The 16,208-nt window shown below is 41.1% G+C and carries 15 protein-coding genes; 11 read left to right on the top strand and 4 right to left on the bottom strand.

Annotated features, from left to right (window positions below):
* Positions 1 to 251: 251 nt before the first annotated feature.
* From MSBRM_RS05955 to MSBRM_RS05945, 3 genes are all read right to left on the bottom strand, one after another.
* On the bottom strand, positions 252 to 653 hold the full coding sequence (locus tag MSBRM_RS05955; protein WP_048118934.1) for a 5-(carboxyamino)imidazole ribonucleotide mutase: 402 nt from the start codon (positions 651 to 653) through the stop codon (positions 252 to 254).
* Between the two features lie 20 nt (positions 654 to 673).
* Positions 674 to 961 (bottom strand): chorismate mutase, encoded by a 288-nt coding sequence (locus tag MSBRM_RS05950; protein WP_048118935.1) that lies wholly within the window; start codon positions 959 to 961, stop codon positions 674 to 676.
* A gap of 351 nt (positions 962 to 1,312) precedes the next feature.
* On the bottom strand, positions 1,313 to 2,176 hold the full coding sequence (locus MSBRM_RS05945; protein ID WP_048123045.1) for a shikimate kinase: 864 nt from the start codon (positions 2,174 to 2,176) through the stop codon (positions 1,313 to 1,315).
* Positions 2,177 to 2,421: 245 nt separating this feature from the next.
* Between MSBRM_RS05945 and MSBRM_RS05940 the strand changes: the two genes are divergently transcribed.
* The 6 genes from MSBRM_RS05940 (at position 2,422) to MSBRM_RS20115 (ending at position 7,761) form a co-directional block, all read left to right on the top strand.
* A complete protein-coding gene (locus MSBRM_RS05940; protein WP_080941504.1) occupies positions 2,422 to 3,417 on the top strand; it encodes a phosphate uptake regulator PhoU in 996 nt (331 codons plus the stop codon).
* A 748-nt stretch (positions 3,418 to 4,165) separates the two neighbouring features.
* A complete protein-coding gene (locus tag MSBRM_RS05935; protein ID WP_048118939.1) occupies positions 4,166 to 4,807 on the top strand; it encodes an Era-like GTP-binding protein in 642 nt (213 codons plus the stop codon).
* Between the two features lie 5 nt (positions 4,808 to 4,812).
* The gene (locus MSBRM_RS05930; protein ID WP_048118941.1) at positions 4,813 to 5,172 is read left to right on the top strand and encodes a DUF2073 domain-containing protein; all 360 of its coding nucleotides are present in this window, start codon (positions 4,813 to 4,815) and stop codon (positions 5,170 to 5,172) included.
* Positions 5,173 to 5,186: 14 nt separating this feature from the next.
* Positions 5,187 to 5,699 carry a hypothetical protein gene (locus MSBRM_RS05925; protein ID WP_048118942.1) on the top strand — a complete coding sequence of 171 codons (513 nt, stop codon included), beginning with the start codon at positions 5,187 to 5,189 and terminating at the stop codon, positions 5,697 to 5,699.
* A gap of 262 nt (positions 5,700 to 5,961) precedes the next feature.
* Positions 5,962 to 6,576, top strand: a complete 615-nt coding sequence (hxlB, locus tag MSBRM_RS20120; RefSeq protein ID WP_048155018.1) for a 6-phospho-3-hexuloisomerase — start codon at positions 5,962 to 5,964, stop codon at positions 6,574 to 6,576.
* 72 nt (positions 6,577 to 6,648) lie between these two features.
* A complete protein-coding gene (locus MSBRM_RS20115) occupies positions 6,649 to 7,761 on the top strand; it encodes a pyridoxal phosphate-dependent aminotransferase (RefSeq protein ID WP_048118947.1) in 1,113 nt (370 codons plus the stop codon).
* A gap of 412 nt (positions 7,762 to 8,173) precedes the next feature.
* Here the strand turns inward: MSBRM_RS20115 and MSBRM_RS05910 are convergent, their stop codons facing one another.
* Positions 8,174 to 8,641, bottom strand: a complete 468-nt coding sequence (locus MSBRM_RS05910) for a hypothetical protein (protein WP_230629233.1) — start codon at positions 8,639 to 8,641, stop codon at positions 8,174 to 8,176.
* A gap of 682 nt (positions 8,642 to 9,323) precedes the next feature.
* On the opposite strand from MSBRM_RS05910, the gene MSBRM_RS05905 reads away from it, so the two are divergent.
* From MSBRM_RS05905 to MSBRM_RS05885, 5 genes are all read left to right on the top strand, one after another.
* Positions 9,324 to 10,319 carry a cytochrome c biogenesis CcdA family protein gene (locus MSBRM_RS05905; RefSeq protein WP_230669069.1) on the top strand — a complete coding sequence of 332 codons (996 nt, stop codon included), beginning with the start codon at positions 9,324 to 9,326 and terminating at the stop codon, positions 10,317 to 10,319.
* A 230-nt stretch (positions 10,320 to 10,549) separates the two neighbouring features.
* On the top strand, positions 10,550 to 10,654 hold the full coding sequence (locus MSBRM_RS21885) for a helix-turn-helix domain-containing protein (RefSeq protein WP_080943734.1): 105 nt from the start codon (positions 10,550 to 10,552) through the stop codon (positions 10,652 to 10,654).
* 877 nt (positions 10,655 to 11,531) lie between these two features.
* Positions 11,532 to 12,038 (top strand): DUF1269 domain-containing protein, encoded by a 507-nt coding sequence (locus tag MSBRM_RS05895; protein ID WP_048118953.1) that lies wholly within the window; start codon positions 11,532 to 11,534, stop codon positions 12,036 to 12,038.
* A 187-nt stretch (positions 12,039 to 12,225) separates the two neighbouring features.
* Positions 12,226 to 14,580: an arylsulfatase gene (locus MSBRM_RS05890; protein ID WP_048155015.1), complete on the top strand. Its 2,355-nt coding sequence runs from the start codon at positions 12,226 to 12,228 to the stop codon at positions 14,578 to 14,580.
* Between the two features lie 151 nt (positions 14,581 to 14,731).
* Entirely contained in the window at positions 14,732 to 16,048 is a 1,317-nt protein-coding gene (locus MSBRM_RS05885; RefSeq protein WP_048155013.1) for an anaerobic sulfatase maturase, read from the top strand.
* Positions 16,049 to 16,208 lie beyond the last annotated feature (160 nt).

Below are 16,208 nucleotides of genomic sequence, written 5' to 3'. Positions count from 1 at the left end.
TTTGAGGTATTTTGGATAAGTAAGACTTTCAAGCAATGACAGGGAATTGATTTAACATCCATTTTGAATGAACTTAACAGGGGTTAAACATAGGGAAAATAAGAGATTTTTTAAAAAAGAGTCTTCGGAGTGAGTCGACTGAATTTTGTAAATAGCCGACTGAGTTTACTTCCGATTCAATTTATTAGTTGATTTTTAGTAAATCGATTATTACTGTATCAAGCCAGGAATTGAAATTTTTAACAGGCTCTTTAAGGCTTCACAGTGTCAATCAAATCCAGAATTCTCAGAGCAAGATGTGCACCGTTTGCTCCATTATCGATCCCTACGCTTCCGACAGGCACTCCCGGGGGCATCTGGGCAATCGAGAGCAGGGCATCGAGTCCACCAAGCTTTGCGCTTACTGGGACTCCAACTACAGGTCTTTTTGTTCTGGAAGCTACAACCCCGGGAAGGGCTGCAGATAAACCTGCAATTGTAATAAAGACTTTTGCGTCGGTACTTGAGATATAGCTTTCAAGTTCTTCAGGGTTCCTGTGAGCAGAGATAACCATTACTTCGTAAGTGTATTTGCTCTTTTCAAGCACGGATACCGCACGGTTGGCGATAGGCCTATCGGATTCGGAACCCATAATTACTGAGATATCAACCATTTTTAGTTTCTCCTGAGAAGTCAGGGCAGGCTTCCTTTGCCGCTTAACTCGTTTTGACGTTCGATACTCATCCTGATAAGAGTCTCAAAAATAGTCTTTATAGACCCAAGATCAAGGTTGAGCTCGGTTGCGGCATTTAAAGCTCTGTTAATTACAACCTCGTTTTGCTTCTGGTCATTTATCGAAGTTCCATTTATTCTTTTTGATTCAAGTACTCTTTCAGCCAGATTTACTCTTCTATCAATGAGGGCAAGAATTTCCCTATCAATTTCTTCGATTTCTCTGCGGACATCTTCAAGTTCGCTCAAATGAACCCCTCGTTTTATATGAAGAAGCGTAAAACCCCTGTGTCTTTACCCCAGGGGATATAAGCGTCAACTTCTCCCTATTCTTTTCAGTATTCTTTAACTTCATATAGACCATCGGATAATTTAATTAGATTAAGGTATGCGAAAACTAGGCAACCTTTTTCCATGAGTCTATCATCAGGCCCAGCAGGTAGTAGAAAAACCTTCGACTCTAGCTTGTAACTACGTAAAGCCGAAACGAGCGAAAGAGCAAGACTCAGTGCGAACGGTCCAGCCGGAATTAAAGCCTTTGGAGATGCCGATGGCCATCTATGAATTAAGAAGCCGCTAAGTTTTTAGCTTAGTGGCAGTTCACAAAGACATTGCGTCTCTGTTATTTATAGAGGTTTCTATAACCCTGCCTTCGATCCCACAGCTTTCCCAGGCCGACCGGAGCTCTTCGATCTGTTTTTCTTTGACAAGCGCAACATACGCCGGGCCTGACCCGGACAGACTTACCCCTTTTACTCCACATTCCAGGGCTCGAAGAATGCACTCGGTATCAAAGCCAAGAGCGCTGCAGTAGAGGAAACCGTTTAAAGTCATTGCTTTTTCATACTCTCCTGCGAGTGCAAGTTCATATGCCATATCTATATACGGAGCAATGAGTTCTGAACGTTTAACATTTGTTTGTGAACTGAACACTTTTCTGTTCGGCGCAAAAATAAGGACTTTTGAATTGTATTCTTCTCTTTTAATCAGTTTCAATTCCCGGTTATCAGTGATCACAACTCCGCCGAAAAAAGAAGCACAAGCGTCATCAAAAGACCCTGTTATGGTTACTTTTGCTTCTCTTGCAGCTTTTACCCCAAGTTTCACAGCATCAAGAGGAGGCATTGATTCTCCAATAGCGTTTAAGGTTGCCAGTACAGTTGCATTGGCAGCTGCACTGCTGCTCTTAAGCCCACCTGCAAGAGGAATATTGCTGCTTGTTTTTACCTTGCCCCCAAGTTTAATCTCGAAGTATTCGAGCACAAGTTCAACACACCTTTCAATAAGAAAAGTGTCTGCTTCAGGCATTCCCTCAATTGATCCTTGGACTTTTCTCTCGCGATCCGAGAGTTCCACTTCTGAATATGTTTTTAAGCCAGTTCCAAATGCCGCACCTTTCCAGGTTGCAAATGCCGCGATAATGGTTCCTGCTCCCGACGCGCAGGCGTGACCTTCGAGTATCATCATGCTCAGAATGCGCTGTTCTTTAATATTTTTTACTGCGTTCTTTCACAGAATCCAGGTCTCCTGAAACGCAGAGCTCTGCAACATATTCATAAAAAAAGCGTACATCCACAAATATAAATAGTAAAATTGAATCACGTATATAAAAAAATACTTCTAAGTACTATCAGAGAACGCTATCTGAATCAGGAATAAACAGTTCTAATTTAAGATCTAGCAGATTTAATCAAAAACGGGGAATCATTATCGAGACCAGGAAAGTACAGCAGACAGGTGGATCTACTTACATTATTTCCCTTCCTAAACAATGGGCTGAAAAAGTGGGAATCAAAACAGGCACGAGGGTTTCCATTCAGGCCCAGCCTGATGGAAAACTACTGATAAACCCCGTTATTGAAGGACGTTCAATCAAAACGAAAAGAATTGATGTTACAGGTTGTGGAGCAAAAGCACTTGAACGAGACATTATTGCTGCATATCTCCACGGATATGACATGATCGAGCTTTTTTCGGAAAGGATACTCGTCGAACAGAAGCAAACAATTCGGAGGGTATGCTACAAACTCATAGGTCATGAAATTACTGAAGAAAACTCAAACTGTGTAGTTATCCAGGACCTCCTTAACCCGAATGAACTTCCTATCAAAAAAGGCGTACAGAGGATGTTCCTTATTGCAGTGTCCATGCAAAAGGACGCGGTAAGAGCCTTTAAAACCATTGATCACGACCTTGCACTTGATGTAAGTCATAGAGATGATGAGGTTGACAGGTTATATCTCCTGATCTCCAAGCAGTTTCGCTCCATTCTCTGTGAAGGAGGAATGCCTAGCAACACAGAAACAAGTATAGAGGAATACCACGAGTTCAGAATGGCGGCAAGCCCGCTAGAAAGGATAGCCGACCACGCACAGAAAATAGCAAACACCGCCTTAAAGCTGCAAGAGCCTGTTAATGATAAGGTAATGGAAGAGATCGATAAACTCAATGCTGCTTATACGGAACTGGTAAAACAGTCAGTTGAGGCACTATTTGAAACAAATATTTCTCTTGCAAATCAAGTAATAGATAATGTTGACAACATGCGCGCATGGGTAGAAGAACTGCATGAATCTATTCTGAAATTGAAATCCAATGAGATTATGATTTCACTCGGGACAGTCGTAGACAGTTTATCCAGAATAGGAGACCTTAGTTCCAATATAGCCGAAATTGCTATAAACATGGCAATTCGAGACAGATGAGCAAAACTCTATCGGAGAAAACATAAGTTTTCTTCAATCTGAAAAAGTAAATAATAGGTATTTTCAGGTAAAAGTTCTCAAAAGTAATAAAAAAGTTAAATATATAACTAAGGCCTTAAATCGAGATAATAAGTTAGCTTTTAATGCTCTGAGTTGCTCAACAAATATATTAAAATTTATAAAAATGTTTTAGAGCTCCCAAAAGATATCTTGAAATATCTGGAGGAAAATTGAGCTGTAAAGATTATAAAAAGAATTATGTTAGGAAGGATATCAGAAGATATTCTAATAAAAACGATTTATATTTTTAAGATTGAATGAATAAAAATAGGAAAAAATATAAAGGAAAGTGCAGAACATCAGTGCACATATAAAAATTTAGTACTAACAAAAAGAGTTCTTGAGAGCTCAAAGTCTTCTGGATAACAAGCTTTTTATCTCTGAATAAAAAGCTTTTTTATTAATGTGGTGAGGGAATCAGGCGATAGAAAGCAATTTATTTATATTCTGGTGTTATTTCCATGGAGGCACTTTCTATTCTACCGTAGAAAGAACCTTAAACTTCCTATTTAGTCTCAAATATACTGGAAAGGAAAAACATCTATAATTTTCCCCAATCCCCTCAGTACGATAAATAGAAGTTACTTAAGTGCATGGATCAATAGATTAAAAATTTAAATATCAATCCGTAAAGGAAAGCAATCCGAGAAATCCTTAGGTACTATGCTTTTCCCAAAGGAGGGAAGCTATGAATATGTTAGAACGATTTAAGGTAAGCTTTTCAAAAATGTTCAATAAACTGTTCAAGAAAAAAGGAGCATGCATAGGAATCTACGGCCCCCCCAATGCCGGTAAGACGACCCTCAGCAATCGGATCCTTAAGGATTGGGTCGGAGCTGAAGAAACAATGGGTTCGGTTTCTCATATTGCTCACGAAACCCGGCATGCCAAGAGAAGGAACGCAATAAATATTGAGACCAATGGACACACAATCAGCCTCGATATTGTAGACACGCCCGGGCTTGCCACAAAAATCGATTTCCACGACTTTATGGAGCAGGGAATGAGTGATTCCGAATCCAAAAAACGATCTAAAGAAGCAACAGAAGGCGTAATCGAAGCTGTCAAATGGTTGGATGACCTCGACGGCGTCATACTTGTTATGGATTCCACTGAAAATCCCTATACCCAGGTCAACGTAACAGTAATAGGGAATATGGAAGCAAGAAACCTTCCACTTCTTATAGTAGCAAACAAGGTAGACCTTCCTGATGCCGACCCGTCTGTCATAAAGGAAGCCTTCCCCCAGCATCCTATGGTGCCGGTTTCTGCCCTTGAAGGAGTGGGAATGGACTCGTTTTATGAAGCTCTGGCAAAACAGTTCGGGTGATTTACATGCAGGGAATTCAGCTTGATTTGATATCCGAAGCCAGAATCTCTCAGATGGCTTCAATGGAAAAAGTCAGATACATAATCGATGAGGTACGAAAAGGTAAAATTCTAGTGCTTGAAAAGGGCCTGAACCCAATGGAGGAAGCAAAGCTTATAGAAATGACAATGTCAGCGATCCAGCCTGATGTTTTTTCGGGCATAGAGATGCAAAGTTATCCTGCAAATACGGACGGTTCATTTCTTGGTAAAATTTTCAAAAGACAGAGCAGTAAGAGACTTACGGTAATAGGGCCTGCAAACCAGCTCAAAACCCTTAAGAAAGATCGGAATCTCATAAGTGCACTTGTCTCTGCAAGTAAGTAAACGAAGTGGAAGCAATGTGTGCCCAGAAGACCCAAGACTCGGAAGTTATAATCTACCCTCCCCAGTCTCTAGGCTCCTTTGAGATGGGCAGGAATGACGTCAACTTAGTCTGTACTTACGGGAAAATCGCCGTATGGTTTGGACGGAAAGTTCCTGATTATATTATAGCGCAGGTACTAATCGGAATTTCAAAAGTTGACCAGTCTACAGTCCATGAGTTTGAAATTGTCTGCAGTTTTGATGAGATTACGGAATATGAGAGTAAAGGGTACACACTCGTGTCCTATGGAAAAACATCTGGTGGTTATCGCGTAAATTATAGTATTCCTTTTTCCAATAAAAAAGCCCTTTTCCACCTATCAAAATTTATACTTGAAGAGCTCCAAAAAGGAGAAACGCGTAAAGACTTTTATTGGAATGGGAATGACTGTGATATCCAGAGGCTCTATTACGAATTTAAAAATAATATTGAGAACTGGGAACTGAAAGCTATTAATTATAAAACTGAGTCGCAAACAAGCAGGTAAAACCTGAACTGCTGATATTACGGCAAAGTTAACAGAAGGCTTCCGAACTTTACCCTGAGATCCGACTGTAAATTTGAAAAAGGGTTTTGGTAAAGGTATTTCAGGAGCATTTTTCATATAACATAGAGGTAAATATTATTATTATTAACATAGACAGATAAATATCATTGACATAAGCAGGTAAATAAAATTTAATCAATTAATTATTATAGAATTAAGCATTTAACCAGGCACTTAACTCAATGTTTTTCGGAGAACTCATATGGAAAAAGTTCAGGTAAACGACTGCGAAGATGTACTATTATCAATGAAAATGATTTCAGTAAACCTCAGTGAGATAATTGATAAACTTGACAGAAAAAACATAAAATTGATGATCCAGAAAATTCTGGAAAGCAAAAGAATCTTTCTGATGGGGGCCGGAAGATCCGGGCTTGTTGCCAAAGCTTTTGCAATGAGGCTTATGCACCTCGGATTCAGTGTGTATGTGGTTGGCGAAACCACAACTCCTGCTGTCCGGCCGGAGGATGTAGTGATTGCCATTTCAGGGTCAGGAGAAACCCACTCTATAGCTGATCTCGGAAAAATAGTGAAAGATATTGGCTCAACCCTCATAACGGTTACCTCTAAAAAAGAATCCACACTCGGTAGAATCTCGGATGTTACTATGATTCTTCCAAGCAAGACTAAAAATGACTCTGATACATATGGCTACCTTGAAAGAAACATACGGGGAGGTTACAAAACCATGCCTCCACTGGGTACATCTTTTGAAATTACATCGCTTATTTTCCTTGACTCGATAATCTCTCAGCTTATTACGCTTACAGGCGCCTCTGAAGTCGAACTGAAGTCGAGACATACGAATATCGAATGAGAGAGCCTTAATCGCCAGAAAGCAGAAGGTACATAAAAATAATTAATTTATAGGGATACAGGAGAACCTAATTTGAAGGAAATAAAGTTTTCAGAGAACGTAGCCCGAATAGATACCTCAGGAATCAGGAAGATTTTTGAAGCTGCGGGCTCGGACGCTATCAACCTTGGGCTGGGACAGCCTGATTTTGACACCCCGGAGCATATTAAGGCCGCGGCAATAGAAGCTATAAACGAAGGCTTTACGGGTTATACGGTCGGTCCGGGAATTCCGGAGTTAAGAGAGGCCCTGAGTTCCAAGTTCCAGGAAGAGAATGGGTTCTCGGTTTCCCCTGAGGAAATAATTGTAACTTCTGGAGCATCGGAAGCTCTTACAATTGCCCTTGCAGCCCTTTTAAACCATGGGGATGAGGTCCTTATCTCAAACCCTGGCTTCGTTTCTTACAATGCACTGACCGAAATCCTTAGTGGTAAAGCCGTAGGTGTTCCCCTTGCCGAAGACCTTACTATGAAGCCTGAGGCCGTGCTTGAGAAAATCACTCCGAAAACCCGAGTCATCGTTCTTAATTCTCCTTCAAATCCCACAGGTACAGTCGCAAGCAGGGCAGATATAAAAGCCCTGGCTGAGATCGCAGATGACCACAATATAACCATTGTTTCCGACGAGGTCTATGAGTACTTCGTTTACGAAGGGGAACACGTAAGCCCTGCCAGCTATTCGGACAATGTGATTACCGTAAATGCGACCTCAAAGAGCTATGCCATGACCGGATGGAGACTAGGGTACGTGGCAGCCAGAAAAGACTACATAGGCCAGATGCTTAAGGTGCACCAGTACTTCCAGGCTTGCGCCAACTCAATCGCTCAGAAAGCTGCTTATGCAGCAGTGACAGGACCCAAAGACTCTATCAAGGCCATGCGAGAAGAGTTCAGAAAGCGCAGGGACGTGCTTGTAAAAGGGCTGAATGATCTAGGAATGGAATGTGCCCTTCCGAAAGGTGCTTTCTACGCTTTCCCAAAAGTCCAGAATTCCGCAGAGGTTGCCTCGAAATTTATCTCAAACGGTGTTGTTGTTACTCCCGGCACAGCCTTTGGAAGCGAAGGAGACGGACATATCAGAATTTCCTATGCGGCTTCAATGAAGGATATCGAAAAAGCCTTGAGCATCATGGAAAAAGTACTCTGATAATTCAGAGATACTACTCTAATAAAATATTCTGAGAAATAGTTTAAAATTCCGGAGAAAATACTCTGAAAAATCTTCAGAGATTTGTAGATTAAACACTTTTTCTCGGATTTTTACTTCTATTGAATTATTATTGGACTTTTATTTTTATTGGATTTCTATTTTTATTAGATTTTTATTTATGTAGTTATATATCAATCTCTATATCAATCCTTTATTACTTGACTTTATTACTTGACTTTATTACTTGACTTTATTACTTGACTTTATTACTTGACTTTATTACTTGACTTTATTACTTGACTTTATTACTTGACTTTATTACTTGAACCATTGTTTCGATAATACCATCGGGTTATAGGTTTTTATCAAAATTTTCTTTCAACTGATATCTACATTTTTTAATAGTTTCTTAGCACATCCGTTCTACAGTTTGAATGAAAATAGGAATTATCTTAGGGGATTCATAGTCCATGTGAGGAATATCTCCGTGGTTTTTGTAGTATAAACGTATGTATACAGAAGTACGACGATTTGGAATTTCCACTTTAGTCATATTTGTAATTTTTTTATCCATAGTTACCTTAAATATATACTCTTTTTTTTCCCAGGATAACTTTAAACTTAAAGGACGAGATTGTGAGAAATCACTTTTAGGTTCAAGGCTATATGTTTCGTTTATCACTGATTTGTTATTTTGATCAAACACTTCAACTGCTGCTTCATGACTTTTTCTATCATCGTTATGTATTACAAAAAACGGTGCTGTTGATCCTGTGAAAATAAAAGGAATAATTATGGGAAGAGAGATGTAGATAAGTAAAACAGTCATTAGAAGAAATCCTATAATGATAAACTTTTTCCTTGCACTACTAGCCAATTAAATCATCTCTGCAAACTTATATTTCTACGAAATGATAGAAATATTTTCAAAAATTACTAAATTTATATTGTAAAAATGCTGATATATACAAACATCAGGATGCTTAACGAATCATTATACAAAATTGAATATTGTGTTTACTGTATATAAAATTTCATGATAAGTGGGACTCCTAAATTGAATATTTTATAAAAACGGTTTTAAATTAAACGTTTCTTCCTCTTTTTGCCACAAAAAAGTAAAAGTATTAAATATAAATATAAATTAAATATAAAACGTGCACTTGGTTATTAAAACAAATTAAGTAGAAAGGAAAAGCATTATTTTATATTATTGATGAAGAATATGGCCCAGAAAAACTTTATTTAGTTATCAGAGAGGAAATAAGTGCTAATTCAGTAATTGCAGCAAAAAAGAGAAGGTACGGAATTCTGAAAAGTAATTTTTAATTTACGGAATCAGCTTCACAATAAAATTAATATATATCCACAAATTAAGGCTAAAAGTATCACATAAAGTATCGCACTAATTAGTAAAATCAAAAGAAATAATTGTTATCAATAAATAATTTTTTTACTATAAAAGAAAAAATTAACGAAAGAAAACTCAATCTGGATACAGACTCTCTCTTTCAATAAGAAAATTAAAACGAGTAAAAATCTGAATTTCAGTAGAGATTATGTGTCTTGGTCCCGGATGTTTAAAATCATGTTATAAAATAGTTCTGGAAAAAGATATGAACAAGAAAAATGTGCCTAAGTTGTTTGTACACAAAGGAATTTTTGCGCTGGTCTGCATTTTTTTGTTACTGACCCCTGTATCCATCGCTTCAGCCACGGTATCTGGAGGACAGGTGACGGGCGGTTTTTATGAAATATATCTAAGCACAGCAGGGTTTTTTCTGACGGAAACTCAGATACCTTCTACACTTCTTGCCGAGAATCTCGCGCTCCCCATGACAGAGACTCGAGACGGAAAAAACAAGCACTTTGAAAAAATCAGCCCCTTCTTACTTCTGGCAGCAGGCATTCTTGCGGGTTTTAACCCCTGCCTCCTTGCGGTAATGGCTTTTCTTGCTTCAGTTACACTTGCCAAGCATGGAAGAAGAAAGGATATGCTCAAAATTACACTTGGTTTTTCGGCAGGAATCTTTGCCATGTATATGCTTGCCGGAATAGGCATCCTCAGCGTTGTTAATTTCCTGCCTGATATCCAGGAAAGTTTTATAGGAGCTTCAATCCTTATCATTGCCCTGCTCGGCTTCTGGCATATTTTTGATGGCTACTGGCTGAAAAAACATGCGAGAACTACTTTCAGGACTCCCAAGCCCTTAAAAAACTTTATGGGCAAAATGGACCAGAACAGCCTTGTGTCGCTGTCCTTCCTATCAGGAAGCATGTTTTCTCTGGTCAAGGCTCCTTGCGTAGGAGCAATCTTTCTCTCACTCCTGAGCATCCTGGCAACAAAAACCGATATTGCCAGAGGAACGTTATATATTGGTATTTACCATATAGGACTTCTGCTTCCAGTAATAGTTCTTGGCCTCCTCCTTGCTTTCGGACTCAGCCCGAATAAAGTCACCGAATTCAGGGAAAGATGGAGAGTGGAAATAAGGCTGACAACAGGAATCATACTGATATCCGTTGCCCGGCTAATGCAGCTTGGAGTAATTTAACTATAAAGAGCCCTGGAAATGTCCAATGAAAGGACTGAGTTTTAAGTCAACACACCGTTCACGTTCACATTTTAGCTCTAAGGCGAGAAGTTCACTTCCTCGGCAACTTTCGGTAAGAACCGGAAGGTGGCAGGTAGTAGATGAAAGCCGTCAACTTCAAAAAATAACCTTTAAAAAAATTATTTATTTAAAGCCTATTGTTATAGATGTGAAAAGCCTATAAATACCGAATCTATCCTAAAAAAGGTCAAAAAAGACTTATAAACATTTATTTTGGAGCTTGTATATTTGTTTATAATTGGACTTTAGAATATTTGTCTATAATTGGGCTTTAGAACAGAAGATAAAAACTTACGAGCAAAATAATAAATCAATATTATGGTTTGACTTACAACGAATTTTAGTCCATGAAGTAAAACCTACTAACGAATGGTTTCATGAAGTAAAACTTGCTAGCGAATGGGTGGAAGAATCTAATTCACAGGCTTTGTTGGCATCCTTAGTAAATGTAGAATCAGCTTTTTTGAATAGCAATTTATTTCGTTATACTTGGTAAAATAAATCAATACGCATAAGGTAATATGTATAAAAAAATAATTATATAAAATGAATTATTAAACGATGAGCTTGGGGGAAAATCTCGAAGGTTTAGTTGGGGGATTACAACAGTAAAAGTAATGATAGATACCGGAAAGCGATTTTCTTAATGAGACCTCATTTGATGGATTCTGATGGATTCTCAGCATCCGGGTTGAAACCTATAATTCAAAAAAAGATAATTTAAATTGATTCACCTAGATCTGGACAGCGGAGTCTGTAGAAATATATCAGAATATGACATCAGAGTATAATATCAGAGTATAATATCAGAGTATAATATCAGAGTATAATATCAGAGTATGGAAGAGACGTAAGATCACATTGTGTGAAAAATCATACTGAATCACACAATGGGCTTTCCTGTAATAAATTGGCTATTCCCTGACCTCGGACAAAAATGGCTTGAGGAATTTAAGTAGGGTTTTTTCCTGGCTACTGTGCTGCTGTTGTTAAGACAGCAGAAAATGAGTAACCTAGAGAAGAAGACATGATTAACCCAGGTTTTTCAAGATTTACAAAAAGCTAGTGGAGATTATGGTCTCATCTCGATTGGTGAACTGACACGAAAGCACAATAATCAACGAAGTATGCAACATAAAAGAGGTTTGAGTAATGGCAACTTTAACAGTTCTGGAGTTTGATACCGCCGACAGCGCCCAAAAAGCGCTTCACGTGGTTGAGGACTTAAGCAAGAGACAATTAATCAACCTGCATGACGCAGCCATAGTTACCTGGCCTGAAGGGAAAAAGAAGCCAAAAACAGAGCAACTGCACAATTTAGCAGGTGTGGGCGCATTGAGTGGAGCTTTTTGGGGTATGCTTTTTGGCCTGATTTTCTTTGTTCCTATACTTGGTATTGTTGTTGGGGCAGCAATGGGCGCACTTGCAGGTTCCATGTCTCATGTGGGTATCAGTGATGATTTCATAAAGTCAGTGCGCAGCAAAGTGACTGAAGGCACTTCAGCTCTCTTTTTGATGACCAGTGATGCTGTAGAAGATAGAGTCGCAGATGCCATGAAACAATTCAAGTTTGAAGTCATTGCTACCAATCTGTCCGCAGAAGAAGAGAAAAAGCTGCATGAGACATTTGTTGAAGAAGAAGCAGCTCCAGCACGCTAAAATTTGATCGAAAAAGCGCCTCTCTGAGAAAATTAGTTTTTCCGTAATTTAGTTTAAGTCGAAAACAAAAATAAGTCAAGAACAAAAATTCAAGAAGAAAACGAGTGGGGTGCAGGGTAAATTCAGTTCCTCTTCACACCCTTAATTATATAAATTTTTTATGAATTTTAATATGATAGGGGGACAAATGCCACTAAAAGAATACAAATCAGGAACCACTTTTCCAGGCGTAATCGGGCGCACGTTTGACAAGTCTGAACCAGCCTGGCCGGAACCACTGCGCGCCAAAGAGGGGGCTCCAAATGTACTTTTCATTGTGCTGGACGACACAGGCTTTGGACAACTTGGGTGTTATGGCAGCCCTATCCAGACACCAAACCTGGACAGCCTGGCTGCGGGAGGCCTCATTTACAGTAATATGCATACGACTGCGCTTTGCTCTCCTAGCCGTTCATGCATATTGACCGGCAGAAATCACCATTCAAACAACATGGCCTGTATTACAGAGGGTTCAACAGGCCATCCCGGCTACAACGGCTATATACCTTTTGAAAATGGCTTTTTGTCGGAGATCCTTCTCGAGCATGGATACAATACTTATGCTATAGGCAAATGGCATCTGACGCCTGCAGACCAGATCTCGGCAGCCGGACCTTATGACCGCTGGCCTTTAGGAAGAGGTTTTGAGTGCTTTTATGGCTTTTTGGGAGGTGAAACTCACCAGTATTACCCTGAGCTGACCTGTGATAATCATTCTGTAAACCCACCCGGGACTCCCGAAGAAGGTTACACCTTGAATGAGGACCTGACGGACAAAGCTATTCAGTTCATTGCCGATGCCAAACAGGTAGCTCCAAACAAGCCTTTTTTCATGTATTTCTGCACAGGAGCCATGCATGCTCCTCATCATGTTCCTAAGGAATGGGCAGACAAATACAAAGGGAAATTCGATGACGGTTGGGAGGCTTACAGGGGGAAAACATTCGCACGGCAGAAAGAACTGGACATCGTTCCAAAAGATGCAAAACTATCTCGCCATGACCCGGATGTCAAGCCCTGGGAAAAATGCTCTCCGGAAGAAAAGAAGCTTTATGCCCGCATGATGGAAGTCTTTGCCGGATTTCTGGAGCACACCGATTACCACATCGGCAGGTTGCTGCAGTTTCTGAAAGACACTGGTGAATTTGAAAATACCTTAATCATGGTGATTTCCGACAATGGTGCCAGCTCCGAAGGCGGCTCTGCGGGATCGGTCAACGAGAATTTATTTTTCAACAACGTGCCTGAGTCGCTAGAGGAGAACCTCTCATTGCTGGATAAGCTAGGGGGCCCGGAGACCTTCAACCACTATGCCTGGGGCTGGACCTTTGCTGGAAACACGCCCTTCCGCCGCTGGAAACGTGAAACATACCGTGGCGGTGTCAGCGACCCCTTCATAGTCCACTGGCCCAGAAGAATAAAGGCAAGAGGCGAAGTCCGAAATCAGTATGCACACGTTATCGATATGGTACCCACAGTTCTGGACTGCCTGGGAATCGAACCTCCGACTGCTATCAAAGGTGTAACCCAATCGCCTATTGAAGGCGTAAGTTTTGCGTATACTCTCGACAATGCCAGTGCACCTACCAGGCACCACACCCAGTATTTCGAGATGATGGGCCACCGCTCCCTGTATCATGATGGCTGGCGTGCCGTATGCCCATGGCCTGGTCCTTCATTTACTGAAGCAGGAAAACCCTTTGGTGAACCGATTACTGCAGAAAAGTTGACCGAGCTGGATGCAAAAGGCTGGGAACTTTACAATGTTCAAAAGGATTGGACAGAGAACGAAAATGTAGCTGCAGAAAACCGGCCGAAGTTAATCGAGATGATTACTACCTGGTATGCAGAGGCAGGAAAATATAATGTGCTGCCTATCGATGCCCGAGGAGTGCTGCGCCTTGCTGATGAACGGCCACAGATTGCAGCCGATCGGATTAACTACGTTTATTATCCCGGAACTCAGCCAGTTCCCGCAAACGCAGCTGTCAATGTTCTTAACCGTGCACACAGCATCACTGCCGATGTAGAGATTCCACCAGAGGGTGCTGAAGGCATCCTGCTTGCCCATGGTGGTATCGATGCCGGCTATTCGTTTTATATTAAAGGTGGAAAGCTGCACTGGGTACATAACTATGTAGCCAAGGCTCTTTATCATGTAGAATCCGGAGAAAATGTTCCAGAAGGACGGCATCAACTTCGCTTCGAGTTTGAGGTGACCGGTAAGCCAGATGTTACCAATGGTAAGGGGACACCTGGAAAGGCTCAGCTCTATATAGACGGGAAATTAGTCGGCCAGTCTGAGGTCCCTGTAACGACTCCGCTTGTACTCGGGCTAACCAGTGGGATTACCTGTGGCTCAGCTCATGGAGCACCAGTTACACCTGATTACGAGCCTCCTTTTGAGTTCACAGGCAAGATCTACAGCGTAAATGTGGACGTGAGTGGCAAACTAATCGAGGACAAGGAAGCTGAAACACGCATGGTCATGGCAAGGCAATAAACGGAAATACATCCCAGGAACCAGGGGACTCCCAGTTATTTAGAAAGAGGGAGAATTATTATCATCAAGGCCCACAGGTTCTAGAACGTTTTTGCCGGTAACGCGCTGTACGTTATATCTAGTTATTCCGACGCAGGGAGGAAAATACTGAATGACACAAAACTATCTGCCTCCCAGAATTCATGTGCTGGCAAAGCCAACAGGAGCAATTTGCAACCTTGCCTGCTCCTACTGCTTCTTCCTGACTAAAGAAGCACTCTACCCAGGCAGCAAGTTCCGCATGTCAGATGAAGTTCTGGAAAACTACATCCGGCAACTCATCACAGCTCACCAAAGCTCGCAGGTAACCGTCGCCTGGCAGGGAGGGGAACCCACGCTTATGGGAGTTGAATTTTATCGGCGTGCAATAGAACTGCAGGAAAAATACAGAAAGCCTGGCCTGACTTTCGAAAACACGATGCAGACAAACGGCACGCTGCTGGATGACGAATGGTGCCGGTTTTTTAAGGAAAACAATTTTCTTATAGGGATCAGCATCGACGGTCCTCGTGAATTGCACGACACCTATAGGGTGGGCAAAAAAGGGAATGGAACTTTCGACCAGGTCATGAAGGGGCTTCGATTGCTGCAAAAACACGGCGTTGAATACAATGTCCTGACCACAGTAAATAGAGCCAATGCCGATTATCCACTTGAAGTCTACCACTTCCTTCGGGATGAAGTAGGGACAGACTGGATGCAGTTTATTCCGGTTGTAGAGCGAATCAATGAAAAGGGGCATACTCTTTATCAGAGAGGAGACACAGTTTCGGACCGTTCTGTGCAGCCAGAGCAGTTTGGCAGTTTCTTGAGCCGCATTTTTGACGAGTGGGTAAGAAACGATGTGGGAAAGGTATTCGTGCAAACTTTTGAAGCTTCTGCACGCAAATGGCTAGGTATGCCTTCAGGAATGTGCGTTTTTGAGGAAACGTGCGGTACTGGGCTTGCTCTGGAGCACAATGGCGATCTTTACTCATGCGACCATTTTGTGGAACCGGACTACCTGCTTGGCAATATTATGGAAAAAGAGATTTCTGAGCTTGCTGCTTTGGAAAAGCAGTACAGGTTCGGACAGAACAAACGCGACAATCTCCCACAGGTATGCCGGGAATGTGAGGTACTTTTTGCCTGCCAGGGAGAATGCCCTAAAAACCGCTTCCTTACCACTCCTGCCGGAGAAACCGGACTGAACTACCTATGCGAGGGCTGGAAAGCTTTCTTCCGACATATCGACTTTCCGATACAGATTCTGACCGGCTTAATTCGCAGGGGTTATCCGGTTTCGGAAGTTATGAGAATTATGGCTCTGGAAGATGCTTTCTCCCGGGCAGGGCGCAATGATCCCTGTCCCTGTGGCAGCGGCCGAAAGTTTAAACGTTGTCATGGTCTAAGGAAAACTAACGCGAAAGGAGAAACGAGAATTAGGTAAAGCAAAGGGTTCCGCAGTATGGATAAATTATGCGATTGTGAGATAAACGGGGTATAGCGAAGAAAAAAATTAACTTTATCTATCAAATTTCGGAAGGTTGCTTTAAATTGCCGACCGAGCCATAAACGACCGAGCCATAAACCATTCTATTTGGAGGGAA

The sequence above is a fragment of the Methanosarcina barkeri MS genome, from assembly GCF_000970025.1.
Taxonomy (GTDB): domain Archaea; phylum Halobacteriota; class Methanosarcinia; order Methanosarcinales; family Methanosarcinaceae; genus Methanosarcina; species Methanosarcina barkeri.
Note: the sequence above shows the minus strand (reverse complement) of the source record. Positions and strands in the feature narration are given on the sequence as shown.

What these genes read in the sequence shown, in the direction of transcription:
- MSBRM_RS05945 (WP_048123045.1), bottom strand. Translation starts at nt 2,176, where the DNA reads ATGATACTCGAAGGTCACGCCTGCGCGTCGGGAGCAGGAACCATTATC.
- MSBRM_RS05895 (WP_048118953.1), top strand. Translation starts at nt 11,532, where the DNA reads ATGGCAACTTTAACAGTTCTGGAGTTTGATACCGCCGACAGCGCCCAA.
- MSBRM_RS05925 (WP_048118942.1), top strand. Translation starts at nt 5,187, where the DNA reads ATGTGTGCCCAGAAGACCCAAGACTCGGAAGTTATAATCTACCCTCCC.
- MSBRM_RS05955 (WP_048118934.1), bottom strand. Translation starts at nt 653, where the DNA reads ATGGTTGATATCTCAGTAATTATGGGTTCCGAATCCGATAGGCCTATC.
- MSBRM_RS05905 (WP_230669069.1), top strand. Translation starts at nt 9,324, where the DNA reads ATGTGTCTTGGTCCCGGATGTTTAAAATCATGTTATAAAATAGTTCTG.
- MSBRM_RS05890 (WP_048155015.1), top strand. Translation starts at nt 12,226, where the DNA reads ATGCCACTAAAAGAATACAAATCAGGAACCACTTTTCCAGGCGTAATC.
- MSBRM_RS05885 (WP_048155013.1), top strand. Translation starts at nt 14,732, where the DNA reads ATGACACAAAACTATCTGCCTCCCAGAATTCATGTGCTGGCAAAGCCA.
- MSBRM_RS05935 (WP_048118939.1), top strand. Translation starts at nt 4,166, where the DNA reads ATGAATATGTTAGAACGATTTAAGGTAAGCTTTTCAAAAATGTTCAAT.
- hxlB (WP_048155018.1), top strand. Translation starts at nt 5,962, where the DNA reads ATGGAAAAAGTTCAGGTAAACGACTGCGAAGATGTACTATTATCAATG.
- MSBRM_RS05930 (WP_048118941.1), top strand. Translation starts at nt 4,813, where the DNA reads ATGCAGGGAATTCAGCTTGATTTGATATCCGAAGCCAGAATCTCTCAG.